This window comes from Streptomyces sp. CNB091 (assembly GCF_000377965.1).
Map to the genome: position 1 here is coordinate 1 of NZ_KB899011.1, position 17,356 is coordinate 17,356.

The 17,356-nt window shown below is 72.9% G+C and carries 18 protein-coding genes; 8 read left to right on the forward strand and 10 right to left on the reverse strand.

What is annotated here, in order from left to right; translation table 11 throughout:
• The 5 genes from D581_RS01000000137980 to D581_RS0131150 all read right to left on the reverse strand — a co-directional run.
• Positions 1-230, reverse strand: a 230-nt coding sequence (locus tag D581_RS01000000137980) for a transposase (protein WP_032753380.1), incomplete at its 3' end; no start/stop codon positions are given.
• 211 nt (positions 231-441) lie between these two features.
• Positions 442-1,422 carry a 4-(cytidine 5'-diphospho)-2-C-methyl-D-erythritol kinase gene (locus D581_RS01000000137985; RefSeq protein WP_018961033.1) on the reverse strand — a complete coding sequence of 327 codons (981 nt, stop codon included), beginning with the start codon at positions 1,420-1,422 and terminating at the stop codon, positions 442-444.
• Positions 1,419-2,291 carry a 16S rRNA (adenine(1518)-N(6)/adenine(1519)-N(6))-dimethyltransferase RsmA gene (gene rsmA, locus D581_RS0131140; protein ID WP_018961034.1) on the reverse strand — a complete coding sequence of 291 codons (873 nt, stop codon included), beginning with the start codon at positions 2,289-2,291 and terminating at the stop codon, positions 1,419-1,421. The genes D581_RS01000000137985 and rsmA overlap by 4 nt, the downstream gene beginning before the upstream one ends.
• A gap of 157 nt (positions 2,292-2,448) precedes the next feature.
• Positions 2,449-3,324, reverse strand: coding sequence for a TatD family hydrolase (locus D581_RS0131145; RefSeq protein WP_018961035.1), 876 nt, complete (start codon positions 3,322-3,324; stop codon positions 2,449-2,451).
• A 224-nt stretch (positions 3,325-3,548) separates the two neighbouring features.
• Positions 3,549-3,914 (reverse strand): hypothetical protein, encoded by a 366-nt coding sequence (locus D581_RS0131150; protein WP_018961036.1) that lies wholly within the window; start codon positions 3,912-3,914, stop codon positions 3,549-3,551.
• A 453-nt stretch (positions 3,915-4,367) separates the two neighbouring features.
• On the opposite strand from D581_RS0131150, the gene D581_RS1000000141760 reads away from it, so the two are divergent.
• Genes D581_RS1000000141760 through D581_RS0131175 form a run of 5 tightly spaced genes read left to right on the forward strand, consistent with a single transcriptional unit; the run spans position 4,368 to position 8,340 of the window.
• Entirely contained in the window at positions 4,368-4,544 is a 177-nt protein-coding gene (locus D581_RS1000000141760; protein WP_018961037.1) for a hypothetical protein, read from the forward strand.
• 10 nt (positions 4,545-4,554) lie between these two features.
• The gene (locus D581_RS0131160) at positions 4,555-5,262 is read left to right on the forward strand and encodes a hypothetical protein (protein WP_026291074.1); all 708 of its coding nucleotides are present in this window, start codon (positions 4,555-4,557) and stop codon (positions 5,260-5,262) included.
• Entirely contained in the window at positions 5,259-6,335 is a 1,077-nt protein-coding gene (locus D581_RS0131165) for a DUF6895 family protein (RefSeq protein WP_018961039.1), read from the forward strand. The genes D581_RS0131160 and D581_RS0131165 overlap by 4 nt, the downstream gene beginning before the upstream one ends.
• Positions 6,332-7,261 carry a DUF6895 family protein gene (locus D581_RS0131170; RefSeq protein WP_018961040.1) on the forward strand — a complete coding sequence of 310 codons (930 nt, stop codon included), beginning with the start codon at positions 6,332-6,334 and terminating at the stop codon, positions 7,259-7,261. Before D581_RS0131165 ends, D581_RS0131170 begins: the two co-directional genes overlap by 4 nt.
• Entirely contained in the window at positions 7,258-8,340 is a 1,083-nt protein-coding gene (locus D581_RS0131175) for a serine hydrolase domain-containing protein (protein ID WP_018961041.1), read from the forward strand. The genes D581_RS0131170 and D581_RS0131175 overlap by 4 nt, the downstream gene beginning before the upstream one ends.
• 65 nt (positions 8,341-8,405) lie before the next feature.
• Here D581_RS0131175 and rsmI read toward each other — a convergent pair whose 3' ends face one another.
• Positions 8,406-9,326 (reverse strand): 16S rRNA (cytidine(1402)-2'-O)-methyltransferase, encoded by a 921-nt coding sequence (rsmI, locus tag D581_RS0131180; protein ID WP_199787858.1) that lies wholly within the window; start codon positions 9,324-9,326, stop codon positions 8,406-8,408.
• A 53-nt stretch (positions 9,327-9,379) separates the two neighbouring features.
• Between rsmI and D581_RS0131185 the strand changes: the two genes are divergently transcribed.
• Positions 9,380-11,149, forward strand: coding sequence for a dolichyl-phosphate-mannose--protein mannosyltransferase (locus tag D581_RS0131185; protein WP_018961043.1), 1,770 nt, complete (start codon positions 9,380-9,382; stop codon positions 11,147-11,149).
• A 105-nt stretch (positions 11,150-11,254) separates the two neighbouring features.
• Here the strand turns inward: D581_RS0131185 and D581_RS1000000140985 are convergent, their stop codons facing one another.
• Positions 11,255-11,410 carry a hypothetical protein gene (locus D581_RS1000000140985; protein WP_018961044.1) on the reverse strand — a complete coding sequence of 52 codons (156 nt, stop codon included), beginning with the start codon at positions 11,408-11,410 and terminating at the stop codon, positions 11,255-11,257.
• Between the two features lie 160 nt (positions 11,411-11,570).
• The gene (locus D581_RS0131195) at positions 11,571-11,984 is read right to left on the reverse strand and encodes a hypothetical protein (RefSeq protein WP_018961045.1); all 414 of its coding nucleotides are present in this window, start codon (positions 11,982-11,984) and stop codon (positions 11,571-11,573) included.
• 305 nt (positions 11,985-12,289) lie between these two features.
• Between D581_RS0131195 and D581_RS0131200 the strand changes: the two genes are divergently transcribed.
• Positions 12,290-13,135, forward strand: coding sequence for a hypothetical protein (locus D581_RS0131200; RefSeq protein ID WP_018961046.1), 846 nt, complete (start codon positions 12,290-12,292; stop codon positions 13,133-13,135).
• Between the two features lie 110 nt (positions 13,136-13,245).
• Here the strand turns inward: D581_RS0131200 and D581_RS0131205 are convergent, their stop codons facing one another.
• A complete protein-coding gene (locus D581_RS0131205; RefSeq protein WP_018961047.1) occupies positions 13,246-14,646 on the reverse strand; it encodes a hypothetical protein in 1,401 nt (466 codons plus the stop codon).
• 238 nt (positions 14,647-14,884) lie between these two features.
• Between D581_RS0131205 and D581_RS0131210 the strand changes: the two genes are divergently transcribed.
• Positions 14,885-16,522 (forward strand): penicillin-binding transpeptidase domain-containing protein, encoded by a 1,638-nt coding sequence (locus D581_RS0131210; RefSeq protein WP_018961048.1) that lies wholly within the window; start codon positions 14,885-14,887, stop codon positions 16,520-16,522.
• 17 nt (positions 16,523-16,539) lie between these two features.
• Here the strand turns inward: D581_RS0131210 and D581_RS0131215 are convergent, their stop codons facing one another.
• Positions 16,540-17,154 carry a 3'-5' exonuclease gene (locus D581_RS0131215; protein ID WP_486585900.1) on the reverse strand — a complete coding sequence of 205 codons (615 nt, stop codon included), beginning with the start codon at positions 17,152-17,154 and terminating at the stop codon, positions 16,540-16,542.
• Positions 17,155-17,356 lie beyond the last annotated feature (202 nt).

Genomic DNA, 17,356 nt, shown 5'->3' on the forward strand with positions numbered 1-17,356 from the left:
CACGCGGTGAACCGACGGTGCGCGGTGGCCGGCGAGACGCCGAACGACTCCGGCAGATACCGCCACGCGCACCCGCTCGTCAGCACGTACACCACGGCCGCGAACACCGCTCGCTCGTCCACCGGAGCAGTACCCCCGCCCTGCGGACGGGACGTGAATCTTGGTAACAACGGAGCTGTCAGCTCCCACAGTTCGTCCGGAACCAGCCGACGCGACAGATCAACCCTCACGGTGCAGCATCATGCCGCACCACCAAAGCGCCACGTGAGACATCCTCTAAGCTTCTTAATTTCCACGTCCTGAAGAACTCGATAGTTCTCCACTTTGATGGACTCGATCACCGGCGGCCGCATAGTCACTCCTTCACACTCTGTGCACGTCCCAGATAATCTTCGACGGGTAAGGTGTCCGCGCCTCGCAGAAGATCGGCTGATACTGAGCTTAGAGGTGGCCACTGGGCGAAGCGGTCATAGAAGCGCCATCCATCGCCCCCGGCGCGGGCGAGGCCGCCACGCGCGTGTCGCGGCAGGTCCCGGACGTCAGCAGTGCGGCCGCCACCTTCTCGGCCGCCGACTCGTCCGCCACCAGGAACGCCGTCGTCGGCCCGGACCCGGAGACCAGGGCGGCCAGGGCCCCCGCCTCGGTGCCCGCAGCCAGGGTCTCGGCGAGAGAGGGGCGGAGGGAGAGCGCGGCGGGCTGGAGGTCGTTGCCCAGGGCCTTCGCGAGTGCGCCGGAGTCGCCGGAGCGCAGGGCGGCGAGGAGGGCGGGGGACGCGGTCGGCTCCGGGACCTCGGTGCCGGCCGTGAGGCGGTCGAACTCCCCGTACACGGCGGGTGTGGAGAGGCCGCCGTCCGCCACCGCGAAGACCCAGTGGAAGGTTCCGCCGACCTCGATCGGGGTCAGCTTCTCGCCGCGTCCGGTGCCGAGCGCGGCCCCGCCGACCAGGCTGAACGGCACGTCGCTGCCCAGCTCCGCGCAGATGGCCAGCAGCTCGTCGCGGCTCGCGCCGGTCCCCCACAGGGCGTCGCAGGCGACGAGCGCTGCGGCCCCGTCGGCGCTGCCGCCCGCCATGCCGCCCGCGACCGGGATGTCCTTGGCGATGTGCAGGTGGACGGCGGGCTCGACGCCGTACCGCTCGGCCAGCGCGAGGGCGGCGCGGGCGGCGAGGTTGGTGGTGTCCAGCGGGACCTGGGCGGCGTCCGGGCCCGCGCAGGTGATCCGCAGCCCGTCGGCGGGGACCGCGGTGACCTCGTCGTACAGGCCGACGGCGAGGAAGACGTTGGCCAGGTCGTGGAAGCCGTCGGGGCGGGCGGCGCCCACGGCGAGCTGGACGTTGACCTTGGCGGGGACGCGGACGGTGACGGCCGTACCCGCGGGAGCCACCGGGCCGCCTCCGGTGTGCGAGGTGTGCGAGGTGCTCATGCGGCCGCCTCCGGCTTGTTCTCGGCGATCGCCGCGAACTCCTCCACCGTCAGCGCCTCGCCGCGCGCCTGCGGGGAGATCCCGGCGGCGACGAGCGCCGCCTCGGCGGCGGGCGCGGAGCCTGCCCAGCCGGAGAGCGCGGCGCGCAGGGTCTTGCGGCGCTGGGCGAAGGCGGCGTCCACGACGGCGAAGACCTCGGCGCGGCTCGCGGTGGTGGCGATGGGCTCGGTGCGCCGGACCAGGGAGACGAGCCCGGAGTCGACGTTCGGGGCGGGCCAGAAGACGGTGCGGCCGATGGACCCGGCGCGCTTGACCTCGGCGTACCAGTTGGCCTTCACCGACGGCACGCCGTAGACCTTGTTGCCGGGGCGGGCGGCCAGCCGGTCGGCGACCTCGGCCTGGACCATGACGAGGGTCCGTTCGATGCTGGGGAAGCGCTCCAGCATGGTCAGCAGGACGGGCACGGCCACGTTGTACGGGAGGTTCGCCACGAGCGCGGTCGGGGCCGGGCCCGGCAGCTCGGTGACCAGCATCGCGTCGGAGTGGACCAGGGCGAAGCGGTCGGCGCGCTCCGGCATCCGGGCCCGGACCGTGGCGGGCAGCGCGGCGGCGAGCACGTCGTCGATCTCGACCGCGACGACGCGGTCCGCCGCCTCCAGCAGCGCCAGGGTCAGCGAGCCGAGCCCGGGGCCGACCTCGACGACGGTGTCGTCCGGGCGGACCTCGGCCGTGCGCACGATGCGGCGGACGGTGTTGGCGTCGATGACGAAGTTCTGACCGCGCTGCTTGGTGGGGCGTACGCCCAGCTTCGCGGCCAGGTCGCGGATGTCTGCGGGGCCCAGGAGGGCGTCGGGCTCTGTGCTGCTCACCCGGTAAGCCTACGGCCGAGGCGCGACCCGGCCGCAAAGCGTGCCCGCGGGGGCGGGCCCGGCGGTCGGAAGCCGGGCCCGCCCGAGGGTCAGAACCCGGGGATCAGAACCCGAGAGTCAGAGCCCGGGGTCAGAGCCCGGGATCAGAACCCGGGGGTCAGAAATCGAACGCGCGCGCGGTGTTGTCGTAGATCGCGGCGGCCAGTACATCCTCGTCCAGCCCCTTCACCTCGGCCATGGCGCGGAGCGTGACCGGAATGAGGTAGGGCGCGTTGGGCCGCCCGCGGTACGGGGCAGGCGTGAGGAAAGGGGCGTCCGTCTCGACGAGGACCAGCTCGGCCGGGGCGACGGCCAGGGCGTCCCGCAGCGGCTGGGCGTTCTTGAAAGTCACGTTGCCCGCGAAGGACATGAAGTACCCGGCCCGCGCGCAGATCCGGGCCATGTCGGCGTCGCCGGAGTAGCAGTGGAACACGGTCCGCTCGGGCGCGCCCGCGTCGAGCAGGACCCGCAGGACGTCCTCGTGCGCGTCGCGGTCGTGGATGACCAGGGCCTTGCCGTGCCGCTTGGCGATCTCGATGTGGGCCCGGAAGGACTCCTCCTGGGCGGCTACGCCCTCGGGCCCGGTGCGGAAGAAGTCCAGGCCCGTCTCGCCGACCCCGCGTACGTGGTCGAGGGCGGCCAGTGCGTCGATCTCCGCCAGCGCCTCGTCCAGCGCCGCCCTGCCGCCGGGCTCCCTCGCCCCCTGCCGCGCGGCGCCGGCGGCGCCCTCGACGTACCCGTGGACGATGCGCGGGGCCTCGTTGGGGTGCAGCGCGACCGAGGCGTGGACGGCGGGGTGCGCGGCCGCGGTGTCGGCGGCCCAGCGGGAGCCGGTCACGTCGCAGCCGACCTGGACGACGGCCGTCACGTTCACCGCGGCGGCCCGGGCGAGGGCCTCCTCGACGGTGGCGTCCTGCATGTCCAGGTGCGTGTGGGAGTCGGCGACCGGAACCCGCAGGGGCTCGGGCAGCGGCGGGGCTTCGGTACGGCTCATGCCGACGATCGTACGAGGGCCCCACCCTCGTACGACCGTCGGCTGCGGAAGCCACCCGGGTACGTCATCCGCGACGGAAGGCCCCACCCCATCCGCGCTCGGAGGATCACGTCACCCGCAGTGGTTGGTCTGTGTCACCTGCGGTGGCCGACGGTGCCGCCGAGGATGACAGCCGTTGTCACCCCCGGTGAAAGGGTCGGTTCACCTGCGGTGAAAGGGTCGGCTCACCTGCGGTGGAAAAGGTCCGACAGGCGCCAGTGGCGGGCCGGGACGGCGGCGGCCGGCACCGTCCGGTCCTTCGCGGCGGCCTCGGATGCCGTGCGCGGCATCCGCTGCTTCCGCAGCAGTTCCTGGACGCCGGCGACCCGCCCCGCCCGCATGATGCGCACCACGTGTCCGCCGCAGTTCATGCAGGTGGGCGCGGAGAGCGGGGACGGCACGCGCTCGCCGTCCGCCTTGTAGACGACGAAGGCGTGACCGTGGACGTCGACGTGGTGCTCTATCTCGTAGGACTGCTCCCAGCCGTACCCGCACTTCATGCAGGCGAAGGCGTACGCCTCATGGACGGTGGTGGCTGCGATCTCGCTCATGCCTGCTCCTCTTGGCCGCGGGTCACGCGCTCCGGGGGCGGGCGGCCCGCCCGAGGGTTTTCGAGCAGGTGGCCCGTCCCCTCCAGTGGACACCTGCACCCGTTCGGACGCACCAGCTCGGCGCCAATATTGGTGCGTTCTTGGCCTCCTTTGGGGGCCCTTTGCCGACGCATGGCAGTGGACTGGACCCAGGGAGGGCGGTGTGTGACCGCCGCGCCACCGAGCGCCCCCGAGCGCGCCGTGCGCCGGTCGTGAATGCGCCCGGCGCACCACCCCCGTCCGCCCGCCTCCCTTCCCTTAATCCCCGGGGTTTTCCACTCCCCACATCCCATGAATTCACCATTCAATTGAAATCACGATTTCCCCCGATGCCGGACGCCGATTTGCGGCGCCCCCATTCGTCCTTTTCACTCATTACGTCCACCCCATTTCCCACAGGACGGGGAACAACCCATGTTCACCACGGACACCACTGCCACCGACGTCGAGCTCGACCTCGACGCCGCCCTCAACCCGGGCGAGATCGAAGGCCTGTACCGCGACTCCCGCGAGTGCGCCTACCTCGCGCTCATCGGCGGCGGCAGCCTGCTTCTGCTCGCGCCCCCGACCCCGCGCCCCAAGAAGGGCTAGTCGCCGGCACATGGACCAGACACATGACTCGTCGCCCTTGGCGGGCGCCGTGCATGACCTGGCGACAGAGGTGGTCCTCGCTCTTCGGAGCGGGGACCACCTCGCCACGGTGTGCGGCGCGGCGGGGATCGACGAGGAGAATCGGACCGGAATCGCGGCGGCACGGGTCATCGGGGCGGACCTGCTGCTGCCCAGTGTTCTCTACGGACGTCTTCCGCATCCGGGTGACGTCGCCGTGCTCGACCGGGCGGTGCGGGAGTTCCCGCCGAAGCCCGACGCTCCGGCCGCGACGGCCTGGAGCCACTGGCACCTGATCTCCACGCTCCAGCGGATGGCGCCGCCCACACCGGGAGCGGCCGCTCCCGCGACGTACGCGGAGCCCGACGCGGCCTGGCTGGAGGGGGCGCCCTGGCAGGCGTTCACCCACCAGCTCTCGGTCCTCGCCCCGCTGGCCGTCCCGGCCGCCCCCTCGGCCGTGCGGCGGGCCGCGACGGACCGGGCCGTCGACCTGTCGCGCGGCTTCGTCCGCGCGGTCCGGCGGCGCGACTGGCTCCAGGCGGCGGGCGCGGGCCGCTGGCTCGCGGCGATCGGCGGCGAACCTGCGACGCTGGGCCTGGAACGCGGCCTGGACTTCGTCGAGCTGATGGGCGGCCACGACCCCCGGGTCGCCCTCCATGTGCGGGCCGCCCGGCTGATGGCCGAAGCGAGGACACGGTGACGACGACCGCGACCGAGGGCTCCTCCCAGGACCGCCCGGCCGAGAGCCCCCGGGGACGCCCAGGCCCGGGGCCCGGGCCCGCGGCCCAGCGGGGACACCCGGCCCCCGGCGCCGCGCTCGCGGCCCTCCCCGGCGTCCTGGCCGGAGCCCTCGCCTGGACCGACGCGCACCGGGCGGACTTCACGCTCCCCGACGACGTCCTGGAACCCCACACCCAGGTCAACGCCACGCTGAAGCCCCTGGGCGAACTGGCCCAGCTCGGCTCCACGATCCGCCGCACCACCGCCCCCGGCAGCCCGGAGCACGAGCTGGCCGGGGAGCTCGTCACGTACGCCTGGGAGCAGGTGACGGCGGGCGAGCTGCTGCTGGAGCTGCTGCGCGCCGAGCCGTTCGCCGCGTACCCGTACGAGATCTACGCCGCCTTCGCCGGGTACGGGCTGCGCCACGAGGGCTTCGAGGCCCTGGCCCGCCCGCTCACCGCGACCCGCGCCTGGGCCCACACCGAGCAGCACGCCAACCGGCAGCTGGGCCTGGTCAACTCCGAGCGGCGGGTCGGCGTGGTGACCCACACCGACGCGGGCGCGGTCCTGTCCCGGACCTGGCTGGGCGGTCTGTCGGAGCCGTGGATGTTCGAGGGCCCCTCCGGCTACGCGCTGACCCACACCGTCTTCCACCTCACGGACTGGGGCCTGATGCCCGACCGGGTCCCCGCGGGGATCGACGGCTATCTGCGGACCTGGCTGCCCGCGTGGGCCGACGGCTGCCTGGAGAGCGGCCAGTGGGACCTGACGGGCGAACTGCTGGCGGTGGCGGCGTCGCTGCCGGGCCCGGCTCCGGAGCCGCTGCTGGACGCGGTGTGGCCGGTGCTCGCCGACGTACAGCACGCCACCGGCTGCGTCCCGGAGACCGGCCCACCGGTGCGGGACACGACGGCCCCGGACCCGTACCCCTTCAGCGACTGCTACCACTCCACGCTCGTCACGGCCTTCGCCGCGGCCCTGTCCCTGAGGTCGCTGCGGTCGCCGGGACGGACGGACGGGTCCGTGCCCGGCCGGGAAAGGCGGACCGCATGAGCAGCGGCATCCAGCAGATCCACGACGTCGGGGCGAAGGCCCTGGGCTGGCTGTACGAACACCGGGAGGGGTTCCGGCTGGAGGCCGACCCGCCCCCGGAGGCGGGAATGCTGGACCGCTTCAAACCGCTGGGCGAGCTGGCGCTGATCAGCAAGGTCATCTTCCGCGAGGGCGTGGCCGGCTCGCAGCAGTCCTCCCTGGCCCACAAGCTCCTGGACCACGCCTGGCACGAACTGCTGGACTCCGGTGCGCGGCTGCTGGACGGCCAGCGGCGCGAACCGCTGTCGCCGGTGCCGCTGGAGGTCTACGTACCGTTCCGGGAGCTGGGCTACCGGCAGCCGGACCTGGAGTCCGCGATCCGGCTCAACCACCGGCTGACCAGCTGGGCGGCGCTGGAGGTGCCACCGGTGCGGCGGCTCGGCCTGAGCGCGGTCGAGCGGCGCTTCGGAGTGGAGCCGAGCATCCCGGAGACGGCGGCGCTGGCCCACACCTGGCTGGCGCGGCGGGCCGAGCCGTGGACGGTCGAGGGCCACATCGGCTACGACATCACGCACACGGTCTTCCACCTCACCGGCTGGGGCGAGAATCCGGCCGGGCTGCCCGCCGACATCGCGGAGTACCTTGCGCTGTGGCTGCCGGTCTGGCTGGACGACTGGCTGGACCTGAAGCGCTGGGACCTGCTGGGCGAGCTGCTGGTGGTCGACGCGTGCCTCCCCGAACCGACACTGGATCCGGCGGCCTGGCAGGGGTTCGCGCAGGCCCAGCAGCCGGACGGGGCGATGCCGGTACTCGGCGGGATGCCGGAGGGCGACGAGGAATCGGTGTTCGACCTCGTCTACCACCCGACGCTGGTCGCCGCGTTCGCCTCGGCGCTCGCGATGTCCCGGGCCCTGTCCGACCTCTCCGCCGCCCCGGCCCCGGCATGACGGACACGACGGCGGTCCTCGCGGACACCCCCGGCTCCCCGGCCACCGCACGCCTCCTGGCCGAGGCCGCCGGTGCGGTCGACGCGCCCGACCTGGTGCTCGCGGTCAGCCGGAACGGGGTGCGCACCGTCCACACCGGGGGCAGCGGGCAGCCCGGCCCGGTCCCCCGTGAGCTGCTGGGCTACGAGCTGGGCTCGGCGTCGAAGCCGTTCGCGGGGCTGCTGCTGGCCCGGCTGGTGGCGCAGGGCCGGGTGCGGTACGCGGACCGGGCGGCGGACCTGCTGGCCCCGGGCCTCCCGGTGCACCCGGCGGTGCGCCGGATCACCCTGCGCCATCTGCTCACCCACACCTCGGGGCTGCCGGGCCTGCCCGCCGACTTCTACCCGCAGGCGGTGCCCCGCTGGTCCACCGGCCCGTACGGCGGCTACCCGGCCGACCGGGTGGTCCGGGCCTTCCTGCGGGCCCGCCCGCGCCACCGGCCCGGGACCCGCTGGCACTACTCGAACTTCGCCGTCTCGGTCCTCGGCCACACCCTGGCGGCGGCCACCGGCACCCCGTGGGAGGTCCTGCTGCACCAGCAGGTGCTGGCCCCGCTGCGCCTGGCGGCGACCCGGGTGCGCCCGGGGCCGGAGGGCACGGACGCGGTCGGCCACCGCCGCGACGGGACGCCGGTGCCCGCGCTGGACACCGGGGGCTTCACGGCGGCGGGCGCGGTCCGGGCGACCCCGCTGGACCTGCTGACGTTCCTGGAGGCGCACCTGGAGGCACATCCGGAGGACCGTCCGTGCGGGCCTGCTGCCCCCTTGGACCCGACGCTGGGCGCCGCGCTCGCCGACGTGTCCCGCCCCCTGCTGCGGCGGGGCCTGCGGCACGCGCACACCCACACGCTCACGTGGTTCCACCACCCGTCCCCGTACGGCCCGGTCCTCTTCCACGCGGGAGCGACCCTCGGCCAGCAGGCGTTCCTGGGCTTCCGCCCGGACACGGGTCTCGCGGTGGCGGCGACGGCGACGCGGCGGGTGCACCGGGCGGACACGTTCGTGGCGACGGCGTACGGCCTGCTGACGGAGACGCCGTAGGCGCTACGGCCTGCTGACCGAGACGCCGTAGGCGCTACGGCGTGCTGACCGAGACGCCGTAGGCGCTACGAGTTCGGCAGCTCGCCCTTCCCCGCGCCCTTCTCCGCGTTCTTCCCCGCGCCCTTCTCCGCGTTCTTGGCGGCCACCACCGCGTCGAAGACGTCCCGCTTGGGGAGCCCCGCGGCGGCGGCGACGGCGGCGATCGCCTCCTTGCGCCGCTCCCCCGCCTCCTCGCGCACGCGCACGCGCCGCACCAACTCCTCGGCGTCCAGCCCCTCGTCGCCGGCATCGGTGGCGCCCTCCACGACGACGGTGATCTCCCCGCGTACGCCGTCGGCGGCCCACACGGCCAGCTCGCCGAGCGGACCGCGCTTGACCTCCTCGTACGTCTTGGTCAGCTCCCGGCACACGGCGGCGCGGCGCCCGTCGCCGAAGACCTCCGCCATCGCGGCGAGGGTGTCGTCGAGCCGGTGCGGGGCCTCGAAGAAGACCATGGTGCGCCGCTCGTCCCCGACCTCGCGGAGCTTGGAGAGCCGTTCACCGGCCTTGCGGGGCAGAAACCCCTCGAAGCAGAACCGGTCCACGGGCAGTCCGGAGAGGGCGAGCGCGGTGAGTACGGCGCTGGGCCCCGGGACGGCGGTGACGCGGATGTCCTTCTCCACGGCGGCGGCGACGAGCCGGTAGCCGGGGTCGGAGACGGACGGCATGCCCGCGTCCGTGACGAGCAGGACACGCGCGCCGCCGGTCAGGGCTTCGACGAGTTCCGGCGTACGGGCCGACTCGTTCCCCTCGAAGTAGGAGACGACACGCCCCGAGGTGTGGATGCCGAGCGCCTGGGTGAGCCGGCGCAGCCGCCGGGTGTCCTCGGCGGCGACGACGTCGGCCCGCTCCAGTTCGGCGGCGAGGCGTGGCGGGGCGTCCGACACGTCACCGATGGGGGTCCCTGCGAGCACGAGCGTTCCAGTCGTTCCAGTCACATCAGCCATCCTCGCAGCACGGGCAGCGCCCTTCCTACAGATGCGTTCCCTACGATGGCGCGGTGACGAGTACCGCACCCGAGACCCAGCGGGGCCAAGACGCCGGGGACCCGCTCGGCGAACAGCCGACCTCCTGGCAACGGCGGCTGCGCCGCTTCGGCCATGTTCCCCGCCCGGAGACCTCTCTCCGCGACCGGCTGGACCCGCCGTACACCCGGCCCGGGCGGCAGGTGTGGTCGGTGCTCGCGATCCCGCCGCACGTGGCGGACCGGCTGGTGCGGTGGTCCGGCTGGGGCGGTCCGCTGCTGGTGACGCTGGTCGCCGGGCTGCTGCGCTTCTGGCGGCTGGACCAGCCGCACGCGGTGATATTCGACGAGACGTATTACGCGAAGGACGCGTGGGCGCTGGTCAACCAGGGGTACGAGGGGTCCTGGCCCAAGGACGTCGACAAACTGATCCTGAAGGACCCCTCGTCCGTCCCGATCCCGACCGACCCGGGCTATGTGGTGCATCCGCCGGTCGGCAAGTGGATCATCGGGCTGGGCGAGCAGTTGTTCGGCTTCACACCGTTCGGCTGGCGCTTCATGGTGGCGGTGCTGGGCACGATCTCCGTGCTCCTCCTCTGCCGGATCGGCCGGCGGCTGTTCCGCTCCACGTTCCTGGGGTGCCTGGCGGGGCTGCTGCTCGCGGTGGACGGGCTGCACTTCGTGATGAGCCGGACCGCGCTGCTCGACCTGATCGTCATGTTCTTCGTGCTGGCCGCGTTCGGCTGCCTGGTGGCCGACCGTGACCATGCCCGCCGCCGACTGGCCGACGCGCTGCCGGTCGACGAGGAAGGGGTGCTGCGCCCGGACGCCCGGATCGCGGAGACCCTGCGCCTGGGGTGGCGGCCGTGGCGGCTGGCGGCGGGCGTGATGCTGGGCCTGGCCTTCGCCACGAAGTGGAACGGCCTGTACGTCCTGGCGGCGTTCGGCCTGATGACGGTCCTGTGGGACGTCGGGGCACGCCGCACGGCAGGGGCCGTGCACCCGTACCAGGCGGTGCTGCGCCGCGACCTGATCCCCGCGTTCCTCTCCACGGTGCCGGTGGCGATCGTCACGTACGTCGTGTCGTGGACCGGCTGGATCGTCACGGACAAGGGCTACTACCGGAACTGGGCGGCCACCGAGGGCAAGGACTCCTCCTGGAGCTGGCTGTTCCCGGACTGGCTGCGCAGTCTGTGGCACTACGAGAACCAGGTGTACGACTTCCACGTCGGCCTGACCTCGGGCCACACGTACGAGTCCAACCCGTGGAGCTGGCTCGTGCTCGGCCGGCCCGTGTCGTACTACTACGAGGAGCAGGCGGGCTGCGAGGAGTCGGCGACCGGCAAGTGCGCCAGCGAGGTCCTCGCCATCGGCACCCCGCTGCTGTGGTGGCTGGCCTGCTTCGCCCTCGCGTACGTGCTCTGGCGCTGGTTCTTCCGCCGCGACTGGCGGGCGGGCGCGATCGCCTGCGGTGTGGTGGCGGGCTGGCTGCCCTGGTTCTTCTACCAGGAGCGGACGATCTTCCTCTTCTACGCGGTGGTCTTCGTCCCGTTCCTGTGTCTGGCCGTGACGATGATGCTGGGCGCCATCGCGGGCCCGGCGGCGGGCACGGGCGCCCGGGCCGAACTGGGCCTCACCACCCAGGACCCCACCGGCGAACGCCGCCGCACGCTGGGGGCGATCACGGTGGGCGTGCTGGTGCTCCTGATCGTCTGGAACTTCATCTACTTCCACCCCCTGTTCACGGGGACGCAGATCCCGGACGACCTGTGGCGGGACCGGATGTGGCTGGACACGTGGGTGTAGACGCCACGGCGTGACCGGGGCAGGCGGGCAGGAAGCCGAAACGCGGGCGGGCCGCGACGAATCATCGTCGCGGCCCGCCCGCGTTTCTCTTCTGGACCTGAGGGTTTAGAAGAAGTGCTTTCGCCCGCCCACCGCGCGGCCGGTAGCACCCAGGATCCACAGGATGGCACCGACCAGAATGAGGATTCCGCCGATGGTCGTCAGGATCCCCATGCCGACGAGCAGGCCGATGATCAGCAGAATAAGTCCAAGGACGATCATTTTCGTTTCCCATCGTCAAGTCGGTTCAGACGCGTATGCGCCTGCACTTCACAACGGCCTCAGTGCACCTCACCGGTACCGCCCGGTTCCGAATGTCGCCAGAACCTCGTTGCAAAGGTCCTGGTGCCCGGCAATTCGGCATTCACACATCGCTCTCACATCATCGCAATGACGTGCGCCGCTGTCGCGCCAGATAGATCGCGGCCGCCCCCGAAAGCACCAGGAAGAGCGCGGCGGCCCCGCCCGACATCCACGCCAGCAGGGCCGCGCCGCCGCCCCCGACGTCCTCCTCACGGGCGACCACCTGCGGGTCGTCCGCCTGGTACCGGACGGTCATGGGTGCGCCGACGGACTGCCTGCCGCCTCCGCTGCCCACCGGCAGGTCCGCCACCACGGTCCGCCCGCCGGCCTCGAACGTGACCTCGCACTGGCCCGACATGCACGCGCCACTGGTGTGCAGGGTCGCCTGGGCCCGCTCGCCGTCCTGGAGAGAGCGCAGGTGCTCTGCCGCCGGAAACATCACCAGCGCCGACAGCGCCCCCAGCAGCAGGCCGAGGGCCAAGGACATCAGCATGGACGCACGGGGCCCCAGCCCGTTCGCTCCGCCGCCGGCCGCACCTGTCTTCGCCGGGGCGCGCACTGCGGACCCGCCCCCGTTCGCTTCGCCGTCCACTTGGCTCTCCCCCCTTGCCCGTCGGCGTCGAGCCGACGTTCCGCTTCCTCGTTTCCGAGCAGGGTAAGCGGGTGACCGAGGGGATTTCACGGGGTGATGTCGGCACACCCGGACCGGCCCCGGCTGCCTGTTGTCGGCAACCACGGCCGGGGTGTCAGAGCCCTCGCGTAGGTTGAGCGCCGTCGCAGTCGAACGGAAGGCACACAGTGAAGGCGTACGAACTGGCGTTCGGGGAATCCGCGGACAAGCTGACGGTCCTCCCCGGCAAGTCCATCGAGACCGATCTGCCCGGTGCCCGCGTCGCCGGGTGGTGCGGCGGTCGTGCGCCCGGCATCGGGACGGCCGCGTGGCCGCGGAGCCCCGTCACCGGACTGCCGATGATTCACGTCATCACCCTCGGACTGCCGGAGGACTACCGGCGCAAGGGCGAGGACCTGGTGGCCATCTCCTTCTTCCAGGCCGACGACCATGTCGCCGACGACATCGAAGGCGTCGCCGAGCTGCTGGAGGGCACCGCGCCCACCGCCGAGCAGGCCGCCGATCCGTTCCTCGCCGCGGTGGCCGCGACGGCCGCGGCGCGCCATCCCCAGCAGCGGGACCTGGAAGACCTCATCGGCGGCGCGCACGCGCTCCTGTGGCTCACCGCCGAGGAGTTCGCCGCGCCCCGCATCGGTCCTCCGGCCGACATCCGCCCGGCCGGCCTCGGCGATCACTACAGCCGCGGCCAGAACGCCTGGGACGACAGCGCGCCCGAGACCACCGTCTGGCTCGGCGAGCGCACCGGCGACGCCAACACCGGCATCGCCCCGGCGGAGGACGGCGCGGGCGGCTATGTGGCCGCCTGGTCCTCCGAGGACGAGCAGCTCCAGGAGTTCTGGTCGTGCATCGAGGGAACCTCGCACCTGGGCGGAACGATCATGCCCTGCCAGGGGATGCCCGAGGGGCTGACCCCGTACGTCTTCGAGCTGGAGGACGGCGTCGGCGGGCTCAACCTCGGCGGCGGCACCGCGCAGATCGACCTGGAGTCGGAAGTCTTCGACTGGGCGCAGTAGGCCGGCAGGGCGGTAGGACGCCAAGGCGGTAGGCCGCCGGCCGGCAGCGCGGCAACGCGGCACGACGGGTTGCCGGCACGACGGGTTGCCGCCCAGGGCTCAGCCGGGGCTCAGTCGCCCCCGCAACCGCCTCCGCAGCTAGACCCGCAAGTGGACCCGCAGCCGCCGCCCCCGTTGTGCCGGTTGCCGGAGCCGCTCCCGCTCGACCCGCGCGACGGGCGGGGCGGTGGGTTCCTGCGGCGCTCCTCCGCCTCGCGCTGCGCCCTCCGTTGGCGCTCCGCCCGCTCCCGGCCCTCGCGCAGCCGCTCCTGCTGCCGGGCGGCGCCGTCCGCCGGTTCCCACGGGCCCAGCCGGTGGCGGCGGTCCGGCCGGAGCGGGGCCGTGGTCACGGTCGCGTACATCCGCCCCATCTCCTGGTAGCGGTGGTATTCGGCGCAGGCGTAGGCGAGGACGACCTCGTCGCCCTCCGCGAGGGTGCCGTACAGGACCGCTTCGAAGGGCTCGTGCTTCGGGTCGATGTCGTGGTGCCCGTTCCCCACCCCGTACGCCGAGCCGCCGCCCAGGAGCCGCGTCCGGTCGCGGGTGTCTCTCGCGCGCGGGATGTACGCGATCAGGGGCGGTGCGGTGCGGGTGCGGGCGTCCGCGCAGATCCAGTGGCGCCCGTCCGCTCCGGCGCGCACGCCCACGATCAGGGCCGGCTGTTCCTCCTCGTGCAGCCGCCGCGCCGCCCGGTAGGCGAGCTGGCCCCAGCCGCCGAAGGTCGTGCCGGCGACGAGGAGCACCAGGGCGACGCGCTGCTGCCCGACGGCGTCGTACCCGGCGCCGCCCGAGGTCAGGTCCTCGACCAGGCCGTCGGTGAGGATGCCCACGGCGACGAGGCAGAGCGCCAGCCCGAGGTACACCTGAGCGTGACCGCGACGGCCGTCCGATTCCGGGACGCGGTCGGGCAGCGGGAAGCGACGCTTTCCGGCCGCTTCGAGGGCGAGGGCCCGCTGCCGGCGGCGGGCCCGCAGCCGGAGGCAGCTTCCCGCGAGCAACACGGCGCAGAGGGCGAGGACGACCAGGTGGCCGACTGGCGTCGGCCGGTCGGAGTCTCCGGGCCGGGCCAGGGACAGCCCCGCCGCCACGGCGACGTACAGCGCGCCCGGAACGGCCGCGACCGGAACGTACCGGTACCAGAACGGCAGGGCGGTCAGCAGGACCACGCCCGGGTACCTCAGCCAGTCCGTCCCGCCCCCGGCCCCGCCGCCCCAGGCCGCGGAGCCGGACGAGACCCCGAACAGGAGGACGTACGCCGCCGCCACCAGGGCGGTGAGGATCCAGCCGCCCGCGACCGGGGCGAGCACGGCCGGGACTCCCGCCCTCCGCCACCGTTCGGCATCGGCGGCGGGCCAGACGGCGACGCCGCCGGACAGCCGGGAGACCGTGCCGCCTCCGGTCACGGACCAGGTGACGGATGCTCCGTCGGGCAGGATCTCGGGTGGCAGACGCTTGATGTGATACGCCGTCACCGGGCCACCGCCACACGCCCGCATATGCCCATGCCGCACGCCCCCCGACGCTCGCTCCCCCGCGCATTCCCGGCCAGTCTGCCCGCCACGGGCCACCGCCACACTGCGGAGAGCGCTTTTCGGCCAAGCATTCCGGTCCGGTAACAACGCCGTCACCACCTGCCACAAGCCTTTAGGGTTCCTCATGGTTGCCCCTTGAACGTGTTCAGGGGGCTCTCCTGGGGAGGGGGACTGCGAGATGCGCAGTGGAGCGAAGGTCGCCGTGATCGGCGGAGCGTTCGTCCTGGTGGCCGGAGGGCTCGGTTACGGGGCGTACAGCATGCTCGGGGACACGGTCGGCGGGGACGGCGGTACGCGGAGCGCGTCCGAGTCGTCGAAGGTGAAGACGGGGCCGCCGAGCGCGGAGGAGATAGCGGAGACGTCGAAGGGCTTCCTCGACGCGTGGGCGTCCGGTGACGCGACGGCCGCGTCGCTCCTCACCAACAACGAGGCGGGCTCGGAGCCGGTGCTCGCCTCGTACGGCGAGGACGCCCGCATCGGCAAGGTGAAGATCACCCCGGGCCCGGCGGTCGGCACGAAGGTGCCCTACACGGTGAAGGCGACCGTCTCGTACGACGGGAAGTCCAAGCCCCTGTCGTACGCCTCGGAGCTGACCGTGGTGCGCGGCCTGACGACGGGCAAGGCGCTGGTCGACTGGGCCCCGACGGTCGTGCACCCGCAGCTGACGGAGGGCGCGACGCTGAGGACGGGCGAGTCCTCGACGCCGGCGATCGAGGCCGTCGACCACAACGGGAAGGTCCTGACCAAGGAGAAGTACCCCTCGCTCGGGCCGATTCTGGACACGCTGCGCGAGAAGTACGGGGAGAGCGCGGGCGGTTCGCCCGGCATCGAGACGTGGATCGAGCCCGCCGACGAGACCCAGCCGGACGTCAGCCTGCTGACGCTGGCCAAGGGCAAGCCCGGCAAGGTGCAGACGACGATCGACGCGGACGCGCAGGCGGCGGCCGAGCGGGCGGTGAAGAAGTTCCCGGAGGCGTCCGTGGTCGCGGTGAGGCCGTCCACCGGGGCGATCCGCGCGGTGGCCAACAACCCGGCGACCGGGTTCAACGCGGCGATGCAGGGGAAGCAGGCGCCCGGCTCCACGCTGAAGATCATGACGGCGGCGTTGCTGCTGGAGAAGGGCCTGGTCACGGCCAACGGGGCGGCGGAGTGCCCCAAGGAGGCCAGGTACTACACCCGCACGATCCACAACCTGAAGCACTTCTCGCTGCCGGACGGCTCGACGTTCACGCAGAGTTTCGCCAGGTCGTGCAACACCGCCTTCGTCAAGCTGATCGACGAGGTCGACGACGACTCGGCGCTCGCCAAGGAGGCGCGGGAGGTCTTCGGGATCGGCCTGGACTGGAAGTCCGGTGTCGTCACGACCGACGGCAGCGTGCCGGAGGAAGTGCAGGGTGAGGCCGCCGCCCAGTACATCGGTCAGGGCACGGTCCAGATGAACGCCCTCAACATGGCGTCCATCACCGCCACCGCCATGACGGGCACCTTCCAGCAGCCGGTCATCGTCCCGAAGTCCCTGGACAACCGGCAGTTGGCCGAGGCCTCGCGCTCGCTGTCCCCCTCCGTCACCCAGCAGCTCAAGACGATGATGCGCGCCACGGCCGCCTGGGGCACCGGCGCGGAGGCGATGGCCTCGGTGGGCGGCGACAAGGGAGCCAAGACCGGTTCGGCGGAGGTCGACGGGCAGGAGACCTCCAACAGCTGGTTCACCGGCTTCAGCGACGACCTCGCCGCGGCGGCGGTCGTCCAGACCGGCGGCCACGGCGGCGACGCGGCGGGTCCGGTCGTGGCGGAGGTGCTGAAGGCGGGCCGCTGAGTCCGCGGCCGAAGGCCTTACCCCTCGGGCCAGTCCCCCCGCCCCACCAGGTCCAGCACCAGGGCGGCGATGTTCCACGCGTCGTCGTCGCCCCGGTGGTGGCGGCCCTCCAGCGGGAGACCGGCCACCTCCAGCGCCTGGGCCATGCCGGGGCGGCGGCGCAGCCCGTACGCGGCGGTGAAGGCGACCTTGGCATTCGTGTGCCGCTGCCCGAAGGGGTACTCCGCGCCCGCCGCCCGGCACTGGCGCGTGAACTGGTTACGGTCGTAGTCGCCCCAACTCGCCCACGGCAGAAGCCCCGTACGGTGCTCGGCAGCCAGCACCCGGCAGGCCTGGGCGAAGGGCAGGCCGCCGTCCACCTCCGCCTGCGTCAGCCCGGTCAGCTCCGTGCAGAAGGGGCTGACCTTCGAGCGCGCGGGCCGGACCAACAGCCGGTGCTTGGCCAGCCGTCGGCCCGCGCGCAGGTCGACAACGGTGAGGCCGATCTCGATGATCTCGCTCACCTGGCCGGGCGGCGGCTGCCCGTCCCAGCAGGTCGCCTCGACGTCGACCACGTTCAGCAGCTGCTCGCCCTGCCCGCCGATGCCGATGCCCGTGCCCGTGCCCGTGCCCGTGCCCGTGCCCGTGCCCATGCCCATGCCCATGCCCATGCCCATGCCCATGCCCATGGGGTGAGCGTAGGAGCACCCCCACCCCGGATCATCCGGGTTTCGCCGCCCCGCTCCCGGAGCGCGAGGCGGCGCCGGCCCCGCCTCGCGCCCACCCCCCGGAACCCTCTCGCATGCCGGACCTGTCTGACAATTCCCGTCGGACCAGCGAGCGTCCGTCGAGCTG